Source organism: Vibrio sp. 10N.239.312.C11 (assembly GCF_041466065.1).
Classification (GTDB): Bacteria; Pseudomonadota; Gammaproteobacteria; order Enterobacterales; family Vibrionaceae; genus Vibrio; species Vibrio tasmaniensis_A.
The window spans coordinates 40,030-58,254 of sequence record NZ_JBFSRZ010000006.1; the positions used below are offsets into that span (position 1 = coordinate 40,030).

At 44.2% G+C, this 18,225-nt stretch carries 15 protein-coding genes; 8 read left to right on the forward strand and 7 right to left on the reverse strand.

What is annotated here, in order from left to right; all coding sequences use genetic code 11:
• Positions 1–142: 142 nt before the first annotated feature.
• Entirely contained in the window at positions 143–619 is a 477-nt protein-coding gene (locus tag AB6D07_RS04270; protein WP_009846117.1) for a YHS domain-containing (seleno)protein, read from the reverse strand.
• A 110-nt stretch (positions 620–729) separates the two neighbouring features.
• Here AB6D07_RS04270 and AB6D07_RS04275 point away from each other — a divergent pair, with 110 nt between their 5' ends.
• Positions 730–1,569, forward strand: a complete 840-nt coding sequence (locus AB6D07_RS04275; RefSeq protein ID WP_017102367.1) for an AraC family transcriptional regulator — start codon at positions 730–732, stop codon at positions 1,567–1,569.
• A 158-nt stretch (positions 1,570–1,727) separates the two neighbouring features.
• Here the strand turns inward: AB6D07_RS04275 and AB6D07_RS04280 are convergent, their stop codons facing one another.
• Positions 1,728–2,768, reverse strand: a complete 1,041-nt coding sequence (locus tag AB6D07_RS04280) for an acyltransferase (RefSeq protein WP_017102368.1) — start codon at positions 2,766–2,768, stop codon at positions 1,728–1,730.
• Positions 2,769–2,891: 123 nt separating this feature from the next.
• A complete protein-coding gene (locus AB6D07_RS04285) occupies positions 2,892–3,848 on the reverse strand; it encodes an AEC family transporter (RefSeq protein WP_009846120.1) in 957 nt (318 codons plus the stop codon).
• Positions 3,849–4,008: 160 nt separating this feature from the next.
• Between AB6D07_RS04285 and AB6D07_RS04290 the strand changes: the two genes are divergently transcribed.
• Entirely contained in the window at positions 4,009–4,602 is a 594-nt protein-coding gene (locus tag AB6D07_RS04290) for a TetR/AcrR family transcriptional regulator (RefSeq protein WP_017102369.1), read from the forward strand.
• Positions 4,603–4,841: 239 nt separating this feature from the next.
• Positions 4,842–5,690, forward strand: a complete 849-nt coding sequence (locus AB6D07_RS04295) for an alpha/beta hydrolase (protein ID WP_029222812.1) — start codon at positions 4,842–4,844, stop codon at positions 5,688–5,690.
• A gap of 133 nt (positions 5,691–5,823) precedes the next feature.
• Here the strand turns inward: AB6D07_RS04295 and AB6D07_RS04300 are convergent, their stop codons facing one another.
• Positions 5,824–8,364: a glycosyl hydrolase family 18 protein gene (locus AB6D07_RS04300; RefSeq protein WP_017102371.1), complete on the reverse strand. Its 2,541-nt coding sequence runs from the start codon at positions 8,362–8,364 to the stop codon at positions 5,824–5,826.
• Positions 8,365–8,765: 401 nt separating this feature from the next.
• Positions 8,766–9,230 carry a DUF2850 domain-containing protein gene (locus AB6D07_RS04305; RefSeq protein ID WP_012601200.1) on the reverse strand — a complete coding sequence of 155 codons (465 nt, stop codon included), beginning with the start codon at positions 9,228–9,230 and terminating at the stop codon, positions 8,766–8,768.
• Positions 9,231–9,613: 383 nt separating this feature from the next.
• On the opposite strand from AB6D07_RS04305, the gene AB6D07_RS04310 reads away from it, so the two are divergent.
• Positions 9,614–9,895: a pyrimidine/purine nucleoside phosphorylase gene (locus tag AB6D07_RS04310; RefSeq protein ID WP_009846125.1), complete on the forward strand. Its 282-nt coding sequence runs from the start codon at positions 9,614–9,616 to the stop codon at positions 9,893–9,895.
• Between the two features lie 238 nt (positions 9,896–10,133).
• Here AB6D07_RS04310 and AB6D07_RS04315 read toward each other — a convergent pair whose 3' ends face one another.
• Positions 10,134–11,006 carry a pirin family protein gene (locus tag AB6D07_RS04315; RefSeq protein WP_017100907.1) on the reverse strand — a complete coding sequence of 291 codons (873 nt, stop codon included), beginning with the start codon at positions 11,004–11,006 and terminating at the stop codon, positions 10,134–10,136.
• Between the two features lie 158 nt (positions 11,007–11,164).
• On the opposite strand from AB6D07_RS04315, the gene AB6D07_RS04320 reads away from it, so the two are divergent.
• A complete protein-coding gene (locus tag AB6D07_RS04320; RefSeq protein WP_009846127.1) occupies positions 11,165–11,446 on the forward strand; it encodes a hypothetical protein in 282 nt (93 codons plus the stop codon).
• Here AB6D07_RS04320 and AB6D07_RS04325 read toward each other — a convergent pair.
• Entirely contained in the window at positions 11,443–12,633 is a 1,191-nt protein-coding gene (locus tag AB6D07_RS04325) for a GGDEF domain-containing protein (protein ID WP_032499235.1), read from the reverse strand. The two genes, AB6D07_RS04320 and AB6D07_RS04325, sit on opposite strands and share 4 nt — an antisense overlap.
• A gap of 334 nt (positions 12,634–12,967) precedes the next feature.
• On the opposite strand from AB6D07_RS04325, the gene AB6D07_RS04330 reads away from it, so the two are divergent.
• From AB6D07_RS04330 to uhpT, 3 genes are all read left to right on the forward strand, one after another.
• Positions 12,968–13,303, forward strand: a complete 336-nt coding sequence (locus AB6D07_RS04330; RefSeq protein WP_017100906.1) for a DUF1840 domain-containing protein — start codon at positions 12,968–12,970, stop codon at positions 13,301–13,303.
• Positions 13,304–13,416: 113 nt separating this feature from the next.
• Entirely contained in the window at positions 13,417–16,332 is a 2,916-nt protein-coding gene (locus AB6D07_RS04335) for an alkaline phosphatase family protein (RefSeq protein ID WP_029222813.1), read from the forward strand.
• 366 nt (positions 16,333–16,698) lie between these two features.
• Positions 16,699–18,093 carry a hexose-6-phosphate:phosphate antiporter gene (gene uhpT, locus AB6D07_RS04340; RefSeq protein WP_009846131.1) on the forward strand — a complete coding sequence of 465 codons (1,395 nt, stop codon included), beginning with the start codon at positions 16,699–16,701 and terminating at the stop codon, positions 18,091–18,093.
• Positions 18,094–18,225: the final 132 nt, after the last annotated feature.

Genomic DNA, 18,225 nt, shown 5'->3' on the forward strand with positions numbered 1-18,225 from the left:
GATTTATCTCTGATTTGAGCGTTACATCGCTGTTATCTTGGTGTTATCAATAATTGGCTGCTGAAAATAAAAACGGAAGCGTTCGGTCGCTTCCGTTTTGTTAGTGGGCAATGGATAAACGTTGAAGGCTAGAACCTAGAACTTAAAGCTTGTAGGCTTCCACGGTTTTTATAGTGGTCCAATTGCTGTTGGCGTCTTGGATGAATTCTTGCGTATTCTCCAGCCAACGCTTTTGAACTGACTTATCTAAGTTTAAGTACAGCTTCCCACCTTCTACTTTCCAAGCTAGTGGGTCCGTTTCAAATTTCTTACCCATTGCCACACCAAAGGCACAATAGCCACCATATTGAGGTGCATAAGCCGATGGGTTAGATCGGAATTCATCTCGGTTTTCACTGCTCACAAAGTTATAAATCGCATTCTTATAAGTCGCTGTGAATTCAGATGTGCCTTTAACTGGCCCCTCATTGGCAAAGTAAGCAACAGGGTCATAACCTTTAATGGCGAGATCATTGTTGTCGACACTCATATCAAGGTCTGCTGCCATTAACGAAAAGCTGGTTCCTAGTAACGCGGCCAATAGAGTGATTTTTTGACTGGTCGATTTCATGTGTGACATATCAAGTTCCTTGTCAGTGTTGGTTATCTTGTTTGAAATAATTTAGCCCACTCGTCCGGTCTATAGAGGGACAAAAGAACTAAAAACTAAGCGAATCGTTCGGAGGGTGCATGGATCTGCTGTCACAATTAATGGAACACTTCTCGATACGCACTGGCGTTTTCTATTCTGGAAACCTGTGTGGGGTGTCGTCATTTAACGCGCAACAAGGCAAAGAAGGGCACCTTCACGTATTGAGAGCGGGGGAGTTGACCTTATCTGGTGCTCATATGGAATGCAGGCAGCTTTCTCAGCCCTGTATTATTTATCTGCCGAATAGCACACCACATGTAATTGAAGGTGTGGGAGAAGGTGCTGAGCTTGTGTGTGCGAACGTGGAGTATCGTTCAGGGCAGATGAATCATTTATTATCGGCTCTGCCCGACATGATAGTGATTCCGTTTGAAGATGCACCGAACTTAATGCCTGTGATTGAGGTGCTGTTTCGAGAGTCGGGGCAAGCATCTTCAGGACAACAATCGTCAGGGCAGCAATACCTAATGGACAAGTTGAGTGATGCGTTGATGGCGTTGATCTTTCGTCATCTCATTGAACAGCAAAAAATCGATAGCGGCGTTTTCTCTGCTCTTGCACACCCAAGGCTTGCTGCTGTGGTGACGGCTATTCACCGGTTGCCTGCTCGTCACTTTTCGGTTGCAGAAATGGCGTCATTGGCCGCGATGTCTCGAACTCAGTTTATAGAAGCGTTCAAGCGTGAGGTGGGTGAAACGCCGGGAGATTACGTGCAAAAGTGGCGTGTTTCCGTTGCTCAATCTCTGTTACTGCAAAATAAGCCCATCAACTGGGTTGCCGATGAAGTCGGTTACAACAGTTATTCAGGTTTCTCACGCGCATTTCAGCATGTATCGGGTGTGTCACCACGTCAGTGGTTAAAAGAGAGTAACGCATAAGAGGGAAAGGGATGTTGGAGTTTAAAGTTGCCAGTGAAAGCGAGTTAGTGCTTTCACTGGCAAGGCGAACCTCGTTGCATAAAAGAATGTTGCATCAAGGCAAATTACAGACTGAGGATTGTCACTAGGCCTGTAATGCGTCGTTGGCTAGATGAGCACTAACGAAGTAACCAGTGGCGCAGTGGCGTTTTTTCTATACCAGCGATCAATATAAAGCTCAGGGTAAAGGTGCCGAAGAACACGGTAATGTCTTTAGCGAGTTCAGTGATGCCCAATACTCCGCAGACATTGAACAGCAAAATAATGATCAACAGATGGCAAACGTAGATACCTAGCATACGATTCGAGATAGCGCGAAGCCATGCGTAATCGCCGATGTTTGGATTAGCTAAAAGCCACATGAACACACCAATCCCCCACAAAGCTGTACCAAACAAGAAATCGTGAATATTAAAGGCGATATCAAATTGGGTTAGCCATGCCGCTTCGGCAAAGTGGATGACCATGCCTAACGCCAATAACCCTAATGCTTTGGCTGAGGACACTTTCCATTGATGCTGACGAATGAGGAAACCTAAGGTCACCATTAACGTGCTGAAGAACGGACCGTTACGCGTGAAGAAAGGGGCACTAAGGTCGGTTAAGCTTGTGTAGCTGCCCGCCAATACACCATAGACGTAAAGCAGAATGGCCACCGGTAGTAGAAGCTTATCGAGTTTCATCTCTACCATTAAGGCGATGATCAAAACCGCGCACACAAGGGCGGGAATGAACCATAAATGTACCAACCCACCCTCTAAGAAAGAGTTGAGTGGGGTATTCATTAAGAAACCCCAATAGCCTTCACGTTCGCCTAGATAGCCAAACTCTTCTACTTTCGCGAGATTGAATGGCATCACTAAGCAAATGATGCTCCATGCCAACCAAACTTTGAGTAGTGGTTTGGAGTAGTTGATGAAGGCTGTCCAAGGTGATGCTGTGAGCTTAGGTTGAATCAGATAGCCTGAAATAAGGAAGAACAGAGGCACGGCAAAACGAGCGGTTTGGTTGAGCACATAACCGATCCAAGGCACCTCATCTATTTGCCAATAAGTGAGTGCCATTTGGCCGTGCAAACCAATGATCGCCAAGATAGCAATCACTCTGCCTAACTCGATACTGGCGATGTGTTGTGAAGGCGTATGTTGAACGGAAGACATATCAGATCTCTCAGTAAAATTTTTACGAAATCTAGCAGCCTTTATGCCCAACCAGTTAGTCCTAAATCAAGGCTTATGACCTTTGTTTCAAGGCTTGTGTCGGTTTTTTGAAGCTTGTCGCAGCTATATTAAATCCATTGCAGTGAGTGCAAATATACCTAGTGTACAAGTGATAAGAGAAACAACAGTAGTAAGAGCGATGATGTTAGCCGCGAGTGTTGAGTTTCCTCCCATCGCACGCGCCATAACATAGCTTGCCGCTGCCGTTGGTGCTGCGCTCATCAAGAAGATAAGTCCGAGATCGAGCCCTTCAAACCCTAAGTACCAGCCAGCCAGTGTAGTCAGTAAAGGTGACGCGATTAACTTGTAACTAGAGGCGAACCACGTAGACAACTTTTCTTGTTTAAGCGAACTAATATCTAGAGAACCACCAGTACAAAGTAGAGCCAAAGGCAAAGTCATGTTGGCAAAGTATTGCCCAGCATCAGTCACCATTTTTGGAATGGGAATTGAAAGTGCATAGAAGACGACTGCTAAGAAAATAGCGATGATTAACGGGTTTTTGGTGATGGACTTGGCGATCACTTTAATGGCTTTAGCGCCGGTGTCTTTGCCTTTGGGTGTCAGTGCTATCACGGCTTGAATATTATACAGCACGGTCAGAGATGCGACATAGATAGCAGCCAATGCCACGCCTTGGTTGCCATAAATATTAGCCACGTAGGCGAGGCCGATGATCGCGGTATTAGCGCGGAATCCACCCTGGATGATCACACCTTGATCTTTAGAGCTTTTGAATACCAACTTGGTTGAGAAAATCGTGAACAAGAAAAAGACAAAGTTAGCGATGACGCCAAACGCAACTAACGCGCTACTGGCTGAAAAGTTGTGATTCGATTGAACAATACTCAGAAATAGCATCGCGGGTAGGGTGACTTGAAATACCACCTTGGACGCGACATCAATGAAATTATCATTGATCAAGCCAATTCGCTTAAGCATCACACCAAGAAACAGCATTAAACAGATAGGGCCTGTTACTGACGCCGAAAACGCAAACTGTTCCCAAAGTGTGTTCATTGTTTTTCCTTTGTTAGTCGATTTCAATTTCCTTTGAATACTGTCGCATTTTTCCACAGTTCTTTGATAAGACAAAATGAATACCAAGGGTTAAGTAAAAAACTTGAAAAAAAGTACGAACGTGCTAAAAATAAAGAATCAGATTTATTGTTGGTGAATAATGAGCAAAGGAAAGATAACCAAAGAGTATATTTTGAGCCATGCATTCGCACTTGCGAGCGAAAATGGTCTCGAGAGTTTGACGATTGGCGAGTTAGCCAAGCAGTGTGGCATGTCTAAAAGTGGCTTGTTTGCACACTTCAACTCTAAAGAGAACCTGCAACTCTCTGTACTCGAGTACTCCAACGCCATATTCACTGAGAGAGTCATTATTCCCGCAAGAGAGCTGGGGGATGGTGATATCGAAGCGAAATTGAAACAGTTGCTCGACAATTGGTTGGGTTGGAACCATTCATTCCAAGGCAGCTGTATGTTTATTGATGCTTGGAAAGATGCAGGCAGCGAAACGTCTGTGATTCAGAAGGCACTGCAGAAAACCATTTCAGTGTGGATTGATTACTTGACGATTCAGGTAGCAAAAGCGGTTGAGAGCAAACAGTTCAGGGCCGATTTAGATCCCAAACAGGCAACCTTTGAATTATATGGCCTTTATTTGAGTGCGAACTTGTTCTACTCGTTACGAGGTCAACAAGCGAGCCACACCCATTTTTGGAGTGGTGTACAGCGCTTGGTAGCCAGTTGGAAAGCGGTTTAATACATACAGCAGGTTAACTCGTAAGCCACTTAGCTCGCAAATCATGAAGTTCGAAAATCATGGAATTCGCAAAGCATGTGACCTTGCTTAGTTAAGGTTTGCAAAAGATTTTGAGAGAAGTGGCGGCAAGCAGTCATAAATAGCGTTTTCGCCATTTTTTATACTAACAAATAGCACGGTCGTTCGATTTTAGGGCCGAGCTCGATCCGCCAACAATGATGGCGATACAAGGAACGGTCATGAGTGACAAAATCTATTTCAATACATCGAACAAATTTAGCTTCAAGCGTAGCTTGATTGGCGCTACAACCAATCTGCACTACATTTTAGCGCCAAGTCATGCGAAGAAAACGGCACGTAAGCTGCTGCTCACTCCAATGCGTACTGAGCAGAAAAATGCCGATCCGCAAGGGCTTATCAAGAGTGAAATCAAAGGTCGTGATGGCGTCTTAAAAACGTATTCTTTGGGTACCGGTCCAGTTTGGGTTCTGACTCATGGTTGGTCTGGCACCGCGAGTCAGTTCTTCCCTCTGATGGAACATATTGCAGCCAAAGGTTTTACGGCTCTGGCTTATGATCACCCGGCGCACGGTGGCAGTGATGGTGTACATGGTCATATCCCTGCATTTGTGAATGGCTTGGAAGCGATTCTAGATTCGGTTGGGGAGGTAGCAGGTTTGGTCGGTCACAGCATGGGTACGGCTTCTGCATTGGAATGTAAGCACGTTAAATTGGAAAACAAGCCGCTGTTGCTGATTGCACCTGTACTGGATTATCTAGAAAACCTATTTGGCAGTGTTGCTCGCTCTGGTTACTCAATGAAACTGTTTGAGGCGGTAGTCGGAGAAGTAGAAGAGCAATTTAACTACCCGATTCAATCTGTGGATCCTTATGGAAAGCTAGCGCTTCGTGAGTCTCAGACTATCATTGTTCATGATGAACAAGATAAGTTTACTAAGTTTGATGTGTCGAAGCGTGCAGCCTATGAAATGGGTCGCGTTAACTTGATTGCAACTCAAGGGCAAGGCCACGGACGAGTAATGAAGTGCCCACAAGTGTTTGAGAGCTTTGATAATTTGATTGGCTAAGTTTAACTAATCAAGCAAGTAGAACGCCAATTAAGAAAACAAACACTAAAAAGGCCAACCAGACATTATCTGGTTGGCCTTTGCTTTTAGGTGTTTAGTCGACGCTTAGTTAGCGTTTATCAAAACCCTATTTTTAGTTTGCACAGTTTGCTGGGCCGATCTCTTTCCACACGCCCCATTGGCCAGTCGTTGTTGGATCTTCACCTGTTGTCCACCATTTCGCTTCCCAAACCTTACCACCTTGGGTCACTTGATCACCGCCATTGTAGACCGCACTTGAATCCCAAGCGTTAGTACACGTGCCACCGCCTGTGGTTTTCTTAAGAACTTTCACTGAAGTAGCCGCGACTGATGTCTCTGTACCATCACTGACTGTCACTGAGAAATTAAGTGTCGTGTCTTGCGTGTATTCAGCCGCGACAAAGCTTACTGAAGCGCCTTGAACAGTAGCATCAATACCTGCAGGTACATCCCACGTGAAGGTCAGCGTGTCTTGATCCGCATCGCTCGAAGCCGAAGCATCAACGACAACTACATCACCTGCACTCACTTCAGCCGGAGCAGAAACAACTGCGATCGGAGCTGTGTTTACTGGACCTGTGTCTTTAGGGTTTACTGTCACAACAACTGTGTCTGTTGACGTTGCGCCTTCGTTATCTGTTACGGTTAGGCTGAATGTCAGAGTCTCTTGTTGTGCGACTTCCACTACATCGAAACTCGCAACAGCCGCATTCGCGCTGGCTAGCGTTACCGCCGTTCCGCTTACTTGTGACCAAGCGTAGCTCGCAATTGTACTGTCGCTGTCTTTTGAAGCGCTGCCATCTAGAGAAACAGAAGCAGGGCCTTCAACCGATTGATCTGCGCCCGCTGCTGCGGTTGGTTTACGGTTTACAGGGTCAGTAGTTCCACCTGCTAGACCTTCGTGCATCGCATTCAGAATATCGCCGTTATCCGCATCAATTTCCCAAGAAAATAGACCCGCAAGGCCAAGGCTACGAACGTATGCGCCTTTTGCTTTCACTGAGCGGTCATCATCAAATGTGATCAACTTGCCTGAAGTACGGTTCCAAACGTAAGGCGCTTCTGCCATTTCGTCGTAACCATATTCAAAGCCGTTGATGCCTTGGTTGTTTGCACCAAGCATGTTCGCTTTTATGCCTTTGTAGTCAATAACGCCATCTTCCCATACGCCTTGCGCAGAGCTGCCGGTTAGTTTGCCATTACCCACGCCTGTCATTGGATCGCTAGGATCTGAAAGTGATGACGGTAATACACCCTCCCAACCACGACCGTACATCGCTGTACCAACCACAAGTTTGTTCGCTGGAACACCTTGCGCAAGAAGCAATTGGATGCCGTTGTCTGTGGTGTAAGCAGGGCCAGTGTACTGTTCGCCATTTTCATCAAGGCCTGTGCCATCACATTGACCAGGGCGCATGAAGTTACCGCAGTCGAGTGCTGTTTGGTGACCTAAAACGTTGTTCCAACCGCCGTAGAAGTCGTAAGTCATTGCAAAGATGTAATCCATGTACTGGATAGCCTCGCCGTAGTTCACGTCTTCAATCTTATCGTGACCAACACCGATCGCTGATGTTAGCTCGTAAGTACGACCGTTTTCCGCTTCTAGTTGATCAAGCATAGTGCGCAGCTCTGCCATCAGTGCAATGTAAGCTGGGCCATCATTCACAGGGTCACCAAGGTCTGGCGCCGCACCGCCTCCACCAGGGAATTCCCAGTCAATATCTACACCGTCGTAGAATTTCCACGTGTTAAGGAATTTCTTAACCGATGCAACGAAGGTGTCTCGGTTAGCTTTGGTTGTGAAATCGAAGAATGGGTCAGACAGCGTCCAACCACCAATCGATGGAATGATTTTTAAATCAGGATTACGCTGCTTAAGCGCCATCATCATCGCGTAGTTACCCTTGATAGGGGAGCTGTATTCATGACCCGCTTGCGGGAAACTCTTTTGGAAAGCCGCCCAAGGGTCGTGAATCACCACTTCGTAATCGTTAACGCCCTGACAAGCCGTCATGAGTGCGTTGTAACTGTTGCCGCCCACTGATTTCACTGATTCGTTAGGACCACAAATTGGAATGAAGCCATAAAGGATATGGGTCAAATTGTCAGCAGGTAGGTTATCGACTGTGTAATCACGGCCATAGATGCCCCACTCAACAAAGTAAGTACCGACTACCGTGTTTGGATCTGTGTTGTATGACTTGTTGTTCGGGTCCACGTTCATCGCAAGTGGCGCTAGGTGTGAGCCATCAGTGTCAGCGATGGTGATCTGAGCGGGTGCACTCTTGGTACAGCCTGTTTCATCACACGCTTCGATTTTCATCTCAAATAAGCCGCCTTGGCCATATTCGAATGAAGCTGTAGTTTGGCTGCCAGTAATTGGGCCCGTCGCTACTTTAACGCCATCAAAGTAGATGTTGTACGTGTTTCCTGACGTTCCGCTCCATTGGTTGAACTTAACGTCGACTTTTGCTTTATCGTGATATTTAACCATCTGGTTGTAGCCAGAGGTGGTTTCCATCGCGAGTTCAATTTTAGAAAACTGTAGGTTGTTGGAACCGTACATATCAATGCTAGGTGCTGTTGGCGCGGCCAATGCCGTACCAGATAGCGCTAGAGCAATACTCGCAGCACAGGTGTTTATACGAATCATACTATTTCTCTCATTCCTTGAAGGTTTAGAACCAAGTGGTCCTAGAATCGGCTCCCGTCAGTTTTGAAGGAGCTTCCCCGTCAGTATTCGAGAGAGTTTTAATTTCATAACTGAAAATAAATCCGTTTTCGATGGACAACTAAAAAATTGTATCTTGTTACAATTCTGTTGCTTAATGAATGAGAGGCTGAGTCCATGTTTTATAAAATAAAACCGCACCCAGAAGGAAAGTCTCATAAGTGAAATTACACGACATGAAGTTATGAAAAAGTGCGGTAAGCTATTATTAAATATCGCAAACTGAAGCGGCATCACAATCTGAAGCACGTCATACCGGTGCTTGTAAGGGGCAGGTAGTATTGATGTAAGAGGGGTTACTAAACAAAGCGCTGTTGAAAGTATTATTTTTTGAATTGTTCAGCTAATACTGAGCGTCGTTGCTGCATGAGTCCTTGAGTATCACCCGCAACAGTATCTTCATACCCTTCTTTTATGAATTGTTTGGATGGTGTGTTCGGCACTAACCGTTTTAAACGAGGTGAATTGTAGGTACCGCTAATGGTATAAATCGTTGGGCCTGAACCTGTGTTGATCGTGACATCTTTGCCATCAAAATCAAACGAGGTACTGATGAATCGATAGTTCATCATCACACCATCATCGGAAAGTGTAAGAATATCTGTTTTGTAAGGTGGAGCACCAATCTCGATCCATGTGCCATGGACGTTACTTGGGCTTACAGATTTTTGGTAGGCTTGGTAGCCGAAATAGCCGACGGTGAGGGCAATCATAAAGCCAGCCATTAAGAAGGCGTAGAGTAACGAATTGGCCAATATATCGCTGCTTTTCGTGGTATTTTTAGCCATTATCTCTTCATTTTAGTTACTCATACTGGTGATGATTCTATAAAATAAAACGATAGGTTGCAAAGGTTCTTATAAGAGTTAGAAGTAGGATCGAATGTTCTTTTGAATCAAACTGCCTCAGTGATTTTTTACCCACACATTCAGTCTTCATGCTTTGTTAAGGAATATTTACTTAGAATGATTAGGTTGTATACCCAATGCCACGCCTAAAATGATTTCATCTCGAACGAAATTTAACTTCGAAAGGTCAACAGATCCTAAGCTATATTCATTTATTTCTTGTAGGACAGTCTCGAATTGGTTAAAACAATTAGCACCTAAATTTACGCATAGGCTTATTCGTTGAGCCTAGTAATGCAATTTTGAGATAACAAGGAAGTACAATGATTAAAGAAAATACATACTTTGAAGGCGGTGTTAAGTCGTTAGCGTTTAACCAGTCTGGTGCTGATGTGAGTGTTGGTGTGATGGCCGCTGGTGAATACACATTCGGTACTGCAGCTCCGGAAAAGATGACTGTTGTTAAAGGTGCTTTAATTGTAAAGCGTGTTGGCGATGACGATTGGACGACATTCCAATCTGGTGAGTCTTTTGACGTTGCGGGTGACTCTTCATTCGATTTACAGGTTAAAGAAGCGACAGCTTACCTGTGTGAATACTTGTAGGAAGGCCTGAGTTCGTTCAACCAGAGTATCGTTTATCTATGGCTTAATAGAAAAAAACCACGCTCTAGGAGCGTGGTTAAATAAGTGATAATAACCGGCAGTGGATAGTGTCACTTGTTTTTACAGTCATCAAATGGATGACCAAATTGTTGTTCGTTGCAAAATCTCTTCAATCTTCAATCTTCAATCTTCAATCTTTAACTTCAATTCAAAGCTAAAAGCGCAAAGACGTCGTCAATTAGTAAGTCTCAAAAACGCCATTGTTGTAGTCCTGAATCGTCTGTTCAATTTCTTCCATCGAGTTCATGACAAACGGACCATAGTGCGCAACAGGTTCATTAATCGGCTCACCAGAAAAAATCAGTACACCTGAATCTTCTAAACTACTCAGAGACAGCAAGTCAGCTTTAGTGAGTAACGCAAGTTGACCTTGGTTGATGACTTTATCACCGATCTTAATACTGCCTCGGTACACGTAAGTCATGGCATTGTGATTAACATCTATCCCTAATGTTATTTTTTGCCCAGAATGAGATCGCCAATCCGCTACGCTTAACGGCACACCTGTTTGTTGCAGTGGGCCTTGCGTTCGTAAAGCCTCTACATCATGGTCAGCTAGGTTATGCAGTTCGAATACACCCGCAATAACTCTCAATAAACCACTTTGCTCACTTTGATGCTCCGCGATGCTTTCACTTTGGAAGTCGTGATATTGCGCTGGTTGCATTTTGTGTGTTGCAGGTTGGTTTATCCAAATCTGAAATCCATGCAGTGCACCTTCTTCCATCATTGGCATTTCGCTGTGAATCACACCACGACCCGCGGCCATCCACTGTGCACCACCGCTGCGAAGCTCTCCAACATTCCCCATGTGGTCTTTGTGCTGGAAGTGACCTTGCAGCATGTAAGTGAGCGTTTCTATCCCACGGTGAGGATGTGGAGGAAAGCCGCCAACATAATCTTTGCTTTCATCCGACTTAAGTTCATCAATCATTAAAAATGGAGAGAAACGCGTGTTATTGAAACCAGCGAGTCTTTGTATTTTTACGCCATCACCATCGGAGGTAGCGTGTGCTGCAATCACATGATCTACTGCTCTTACACTCGTCATTTTGAAATCCTCATAAACTTGAATAGCTGTAGTTTATGTAATTTGATTTAAAAAGAAGATGGCACAGTGTTGAGTGACTTATTCGAAAATTTTGAACAGGTAAGAATATGAAATTATGTCTATACTTGAATAGAGAGCAGACCGCCAAGGAGGCCGCTATGGCAGTACAGCAAAAACATGGCGAAAGGCAAGGTCGGATGGGCTTTGATAACGATTTTACAACGGAGCAAGGTCAGCGTTTTACAGAGGTTGCGAATAAAGCGGTTAAGCGCCGTGTTAGAAAGCACCAAGCAGATGGGCCTTTTATACACTCGGCCAAGCAAGCCGCTTTTAAAACCGTTGCTAAATCTAAGAACGAAAACCGAAATTTAGTACGACAAGTCGTATGGATTATTGTTATTGGCTTAGTGAGTTTATGGGCCATGTATATGGCAGGCTAGCGTGGACGCGTTTTTAATAACGTAACATTGTTCCCTTCGACCTTCGCTTCAAGACAACCTTCAAGCTCAGATGATTCCGATTCTGAGAAGGCGAGGTTCGTTGGTAGCTCTTCTATCAAGGTTGATACGGGATTATCGTGATAATAAGCGTATCGATTTTTTCCTGAATGTTTGGCAACATACATCGCTTTATCAGCACATCTCGTCAGCTCATGTAATTCTTGAGCATCTTGCGGGTACAACGAAACCCCAACACTGAGTGTCAATTCCTTGATTCTCTCGTTTGTCTGGCAACCACTTTCGAATAGCCCACAAATCCGATCTAAAATACCGTCTAGATCTTTGCGAGTTGGTACATCGTAGAGCATCAAAACAAACTCATCTCCAGCAAAGCGCGCAATCGAATAATCGTATTCATGACTTACCCTGTCTCTGGTTCGGATGTTGTTGCTTAAACGATTCGCAAAATGCTGCAAAACACTGTCTCCGACGTCGTGCCCGTAGCTATCATTAATGCCTTTAAAGTCATCTATGTCCAAAAAAACTAATGCAGTCAGTGAGCGTTCACTATCCACTGTCGCAAGTTTTTCTGTCGCCCAGCGTTCAAAGCTCCAACGGTTTGCCAAGCCTGTTAGTTGGTCTCTATAGGCCAGATCTTCAATCCCCTCTTTATATAGGCGTTGAATATAACTGACGGCTTTTGTGTAGTAATAAGCTGATGTGTGACATACCAAGCTCATTGTAAATAAGCTAAGAATAAACCGGTGTGAGCTGCTAAAAGGTAAAGAAAAGCTGCTAGGCATAGCTGTAATCAAGGTGCTGATAAATACACAAAATGAGGTACTGAATATAATGCCAATTCTGAAATCGTTTATGAAAATGACGGCAGCCAAAATCGGGTAGAGCCAGAGTGTCCGCTCGGGAATGGCGTGACTGTACAAGAATAGGATGACTCCTTGAACGAGCAGAACACCACTTAGAATCAATTCTGAATACTCAGCGGCAGTGACTTTTTTCACGTAAAATGCATTGGAGATAGCGATAAGTGCAAAACACAGTTCGAAAATTGACAGAGTGTAATGCTGACCTTGGAAGTAAGCCCAAGTGTAGAATGTGAATAACGCAGCGGCAGCCAGTGAAAAGGAGTGGACAATTTTTTGCTTGCGAGTGGATCGTATGTCCGCCATTTCTTCTAGGTGTCTGCCGACGAGCCTTTTCATGTGATTTGTGCCAAAGATTTTGATGATTGATGTTAATAGTAGATGAAATAAAAGTCATAGCAGAGTGTTAGTGACCTTTTTAGTGTGACTACTATCAAGGTTTCATATTTAAATGATGAGTGACTCATAATAAATAGTGATGCGCGTCACTAACGGTGCAGATGTATCCGTTAGTGAAACAATCACGGTTCTAGTTGCAGGAAGTTACTTGGCTATTATCTACTTGCTTTCCAATACGTTACTCAACATAGTTTGTAGATAGCTAATGTTTATAGATACCTAAATTTGATAGAGGCTCATAATGTTAATTACCTTTAGTTGCAAAGCTCATGCTAGCGTCACGATGTTTGGTGAAGTCGGTCTTCAGTTCATTAAGATGCTTGGGCATAGTGGCACTATTCCAGGAGCAATTGATGCTTCAGAGGTTTCTCAAGCGTTAAGTAATTTGCGTGCTGCGATCGCCGCTGAGCAGAGCAAGCAGGTAGAACAAGAAAATACCGATGACGATAATGAAGAGGTTGTTGAAGCGCCTGTTAATATCGGTAGCCGAGCTTTCCCGTTAGTTGAACTATTGAAAGCGGCCATTAAAGACGAATGCGAAGTGATGTGGGAAGACGGTAGCGGTAAGCGATTGTAAGAGTATTCGAGCTCTTCGAATCAGAAAACAAACGTTTTCATAGGTTGACTAATAAATGCAAACTGAAACAATACGCTGCATTTATAGAAGTGTGTTGATCTAAAGGAAATTTGATGAGCTCTTATTCTCACGTTCGCAGTTACGCCAGTTTATTCAGTGCCTTATCGTTGGCGCTTGCATCAGCTCCGAGTGCCGCTGATATATCAACAACGCCCGTCATTGGTGGCGTGTTTAGCTCCAGTGAAGTGTTGAAAAATCAGGTGCTTTCAAGCCTAAGTTATTCTGCCAAACTCACTCGTGATGCAGCTCTTTTCACCATTGGTGGCGTTACATTAGATGCGTATATTCTCGCTCTCCCTTTAGATGTCAAAACAAAAGCCAGAGTCGTTGCTCAGTTATCTAACCCGACGTACTCAATTCCTTTGGGTTATTTTCTCTATAGTTATTACGACCGCTATTCAGGCTTGGGCAGTGAAGATGTGTTCAAATCTTACTTGTCGACGGTTTATGATAAGCAGGCGCTAAAGGGCTTTGAACATAGCCTCTATCATGTTGGAGATAAGCCAACCTCAGAGCATCACGAGCCAGATACCTCGACTGAAGCAACGGGACATCATGAAGGTATTCGTATCGATGAACAGTTCATTGCCAACATGGTGGTTATCTACGATGCGTTATTCGAAATTGGTGTCTGGCAGGATATGGACACGCTCCCTGCGAATTACACATACTTAACCAATAGCCCTGAAGATCTAGCGATCATCGCTCAGATTCAACCGATCATCGTTGATTTGATCGGTAAAGCGGCATTGGGAATGGATGACGGCGATATGAAGTCTGCAATGCTGGCGATTGCAGAAGATGGCAAACCAGAAAACGCTGATAAGCCGAATAACAAAGCACAAGCTCTTACCATCACTCTCATTGATTTTGTGCGCTTAAACTTGCTTAAAGCTTATCGACAATTTGTGTTTAAAGAAGAACGTGCAGAAGCGCTCGATGATTGGATGCAACAAGCGTTCAGTGACCAGCCTGATGCGCTCATTCAATTCTTAGAATCCCAACAGCAAAAACGTTTTGCGGTCCAAGTGACGGTCGATGCTTTACAGCAAGGGTTGATTGAGGGGTTGGTCGATGAAGATTCACCTTTCATTTCGGTGGCTTATCAGAACCATAAAAACCGAGCGCAATACAAACCTCAGTTAGAAACGGTGATTGAGCCTGAGCATCAACAACAAGTGAGTTTCATGGAAGTTCTGTCTGAACAAACCTATCGTGATCCGAATTATCTTCCGTTCTTCAAAAAGCTCTATCAAGAGCATCGAGACAATATTAGCCGAGTGGGTATCTCTTCAACTCCCACAATCAGCGTACGTAACCTACCTATCATCAAAACGGGTGCAAAAGTGTCTGGTAACGGTGGAACGGGTATCCCTAATTTCCACTTTGTCGACCGAGAGATCGACCGAGCGTATTACTTCTTTGGTAATGATGCCCTGCAGTTAGATGTGTTGATGGCAGACAATAAGGTACAAACCATGTTTGATCGCCTTGATTACCTAAAAACGCTGAACTGCAACGCTCAATATGATTGGAATGCTCACACCACTTACGATGGGTTAGTAAACCTAGGTTTGGGTGAGTCACTACGTGATTATGGTGAGAAACGCTGCGTTAAAGAGCTTCAAGAACGTTCAGAAGTCGAAGTGGTTTTGCAAGAAAAGCGTCAAGCCTTGATTGAAGATATTGAAGCGTATCAGACTATATCTGGCTTTGATTTTTTCACTAAGTTTTCAAAGAGAGCTCTGGTTAAACAGTCTATCACTCAGTTTGCCGAGTTAGATGGAAAAGGGATGCCAGACTACACCTTGGTGTATAACCCATGGCCGGATCACTTCGCGCACTTTACCGGTCCTTTTAGTGACGAAATTCTGATGCCGACTGGAGAGCTTAACCGACTGGACTATTGGATTCGCCAGATTGAAGCGACCTACCGCAGTGCCGGCGTTTACGATAAAACACTATGGGGCATGGCAGGGGATCATGGTTTAACGCCGGTGTTCTACGCGCTCAATCCCGAAAAGCAGGTGTTTGAAGGCTTACAAGCAGAGCTAGAGTACCCAATAGTGGTTAAGAAGATATCTTCAGACGAGGGTGAAGGGCCTAAAATCACCAATGCCCTAAGCTACCCAAGTTCGAAGGAGTTGGATGTTGTGGTTGCTTCTACTGCTGGTGGTAACTTCATGATGGACTTCTTTAATTCGGCTCACGGGTGGCAGGTGCAGCCAGTTTACCAAGAACTCACGCAGTGGTCTCCGATTGCGGCGACAGCTGGTCAGAATATCGACATCATCAATCAGATAGCGCAACGCTTGCCTGAAAGTCTTGATTATATGGTCGTAAGAGAAAGCACATGTGATCAACAACGCTGCGCTGTTCGTGTGATTGGCAATCGTGATTTAAAACGGGTCGATGAATTGATCACTCGTGAAGGTGACAAGCTTTTCTATGAGTCATTGGAAGACAACCGAGCGCCAATTTTGCTCAATACGCAAAGGTTAAATCCATACCTAGCATCACCAAGCGAAGCTGATTTTTCACAGTACTCTCTATTAGTAGAAAAATGTATTAACCGAGCGGTTAAGGCGGATGTGACAACGTGGTGTAGCAGTGCTGAGTGGACTTCATTGACGCAACCAACACCTCGACCAGATTCAGTGAATCAACTGGCTAATATCTACCTTGAAGATAGGGCTGGCACGGTTAACTTGTTCCCTAAAGCGGGAATTGGTTACAACACTAAGGTGCCGGGTCGTCATGCTGGTGAGGATTACTTAGAGAAAGATGCCTTCATCGGATTCTGGGGAGCGCCAATTGGCGATAACTCTCAGCAATTGAAAATCGAAGCTAATGGCTCTTTGGCTCCAACGCTGTTTGAGTATTTGACCGGAGAACCTGTGGTCGAAGGTGAGAACGGTTGGGGCTTTCCGTCGTTGCTGAATAAGTTGGATGTGTCTAAGAATAATTAAACTCTATTATCTATCGTTTAGGTTACGATACCGTAAAGCGAATCTAATGTGGCTTTTATTAGCCACTTTAGACTTCAATAAACTGCTCAATACAATCGATGTTTAGTTTGCTTGGGGCACCTACTAAATATCTTAACTAACGACACCTTTCCAATACCTCTTCACGGCATAACACATTTTAAATAAAGTGATGCTGTTCACGCTTTCTTGACTCCCGATTCTGAACTAAGAATTTTTCCTAGTTATTCTAAGACCCTCTCTCATGCGGTCGCTTTTTAGACTCCTTATTATTTCATCATCGAATTGCAAAGAGTGCATGGTCAGTAATGTTCCGTGCAGACCTCATCAATAATAAGAGAGTTCACAATGTTAAAGTTCCTAGATCAGGTTAGAAAACCGACGCTGGATCTTCCGGTCGAAACTAGAAGAAAAATGTGGTTTAAACCATTCCTACAATCGTACCTAGTCGTATTCATTGGCTATTTGACCATGTATTTAATCCGTAAGAACTTCAATGTCGCGCAAAACGACATGATTTCTACTTATGGATTATCAATGACCGATCTAGGTCTTATTGGTCTTGGCTTTTCAATTACTTATGGTATTGGTAAAACGGTTGTTTCCTACTACGCGGATGGCAAAAACACCAAGCAGTTCCTGCCATTCATGCTTATCCTATCTGGCCTTGCCATGTTGGGCTTTAGCTTCAGCTTGGGTGGAGGCAGCGCTAGCTTATTCATGATGGTTGCCTTCTACGCATTGAGTGGTTTCTTTCAAAGTACCGGTGGTCCTTCAAGTTATTCGACTATTACTAAATGGACGCCTCGTAATAAGCGTGGGTCGTATTTAGGTCTTTGGAACATGTCACACAACGTAGGTGGTGCAGGTGCTGCTGGTGTAGCGCTGTTTGGCGCTAACTACTTTTTTGATGGCAACGTAATTGGTATGTTCGTGTTCCCATCGATCATCGCGATTGTGGTTGGTTTTATTGGGATGCGTTTTGGTAACGACTCTCCAGAAGCATACGGTTTAGGTACAGTTGAAGAGTTGTTTGACGAAGAAATCAGCGAAGAAGATACTATTGCTGAAGAAAATCAAATGACTAAGAAAGAGATCTTTGTTGAATATATCCTTAAAAACAAAGTGATCTGGTTACTCTGCTTCGCGAATATCTTTTTGTACATTGTTCGTATCGGTATCGATCAATGGTCTACAGTTTATGCGTATCAAGAGTTAGGTCTATCAAAAGAAACGGCTATTTCAGGCTTTACTCTGTTCGAAGTTGGCGCTCTGGTCGGTACATTAATGTGGGGTTATTTATCAGACCTTGCTAACGGACGTCGTGCTTTAGTTGCTTGTGTATCGCTTGGACTGATTATTGTATCTCTAGAGTTTTATCAGCATGCAACGAGCGAGTTCATGTACCTAGCATCACTATTCGTACTTGGCTTCCTAGTATTCGGTCCTCAACTGTTGATTGGTGTTGCTGCGGTAGGTTTTGTTCCTAAGAAAGCAATCAGTGTGGCTGATGGCGTGAAAGGCACATTTGCTTACCTAATTGGTGACAGTTTTGCCAAACTTGGCCTAGGCATGATTGCAGACGGAACGCCTATTTTCGGCTTAACAGGTTGGAAAGGGACATTTGCAGCACTCGATACTTCTGCTGCCATTTGTATTGTTTTACTGTTGTTCGTTGCTATTGCGGAAGAGAAGAAGATTCGTCACGCGAAGAAGATGCACCTAGCGGCTCAAAACGCGTAGCTTGTCTGAGTACTTGTTCTCGCAAAGAGAGTTTCGGGTAGATAGTTTCACGTGCTTTATTGGTTTAAAGCACGTGAGATCATACCAATCGTTAGTTCGATTCAGTATCATCTCTACCAATAAACTTAATTT

Excerpts from the sequence above, each read along its gene's own strand:
- AB6D07_RS04300 (WP_017102371.1), bottom strand. The coding sequence starts at position 8,364 with ATGATTCGTATAAACACCTGTGCTGCGAGTATTGCTCTAGCGCTATCT.
- AB6D07_RS04280 (WP_017102368.1), bottom strand. The coding sequence starts at position 2,768 with ATGTCTTCCGTTCAACATACGCCTTCACAACACATCGCCAGTATCGAG.
- AB6D07_RS04270 (WP_009846117.1), bottom strand. The coding sequence starts at position 619 with ATGTCACACATGAAATCGACCAGTCAAAAAATCACTCTATTGGCCGCG.
- AB6D07_RS04320 (WP_009846127.1), top strand. The coding sequence starts at position 11,165 with ATGGCAGTACAGCAAAAACATGGCGAAAGGCAAGGTCGGATGGGCTTT.
- AB6D07_RS04290 (WP_017102369.1), top strand. The coding sequence starts at position 4,009 with ATGAGCAAAGGAAAGATAACCAAAGAGTATATTTTGAGCCATGCATTC.
- AB6D07_RS04305 (WP_012601200.1), bottom strand. The coding sequence starts at position 9,230 with ATGGCTAAAAATACCACGAAAAGCAGCGATATATTGGCCAATTCGTTA.
- AB6D07_RS04330 (WP_017100906.1), top strand. The coding sequence starts at position 12,968 with ATGTTAATTACCTTTAGTTGCAAAGCTCATGCTAGCGTCACGATGTTT.
- AB6D07_RS04325 (WP_032499235.1), bottom strand. The coding sequence starts at position 12,633 with ATGGCGGACATACGATCCACTCGCAAGCAAAAAATTGTCCACTCCTTT.
- AB6D07_RS04315 (WP_017100907.1), bottom strand. The coding sequence starts at position 11,006 with ATGACGAGTGTAAGAGCAGTAGATCATGTGATTGCAGCACACGCTACC.
- uhpT (WP_009846131.1), top strand. The coding sequence starts at position 16,699 with ATGTTAAAGTTCCTAGATCAGGTTAGAAAACCGACGCTGGATCTTCCG.
- AB6D07_RS04275 (WP_017102367.1), top strand. The coding sequence starts at position 730 with ATGGATCTGCTGTCACAATTAATGGAACACTTCTCGATACGCACTGGC.
- AB6D07_RS04335 (WP_029222813.1), top strand. The coding sequence starts at position 13,417 with ATGAGCTCTTATTCTCACGTTCGCAGTTACGCCAGTTTATTCAGTGCC.
- AB6D07_RS04285 (WP_009846120.1), bottom strand. The coding sequence starts at position 3,848 with ATGAACACACTTTGGGAACAGTTTGCGTTTTCGGCGTCAGTAACAGGC.
- AB6D07_RS04310 (WP_009846125.1), top strand. The coding sequence starts at position 9,614 with ATGATTAAAGAAAATACATACTTTGAAGGCGGTGTTAAGTCGTTAGCG.
- AB6D07_RS04295 (WP_029222812.1), top strand. The coding sequence starts at position 4,842 with ATGAGTGACAAAATCTATTTCAATACATCGAACAAATTTAGCTTCAAG.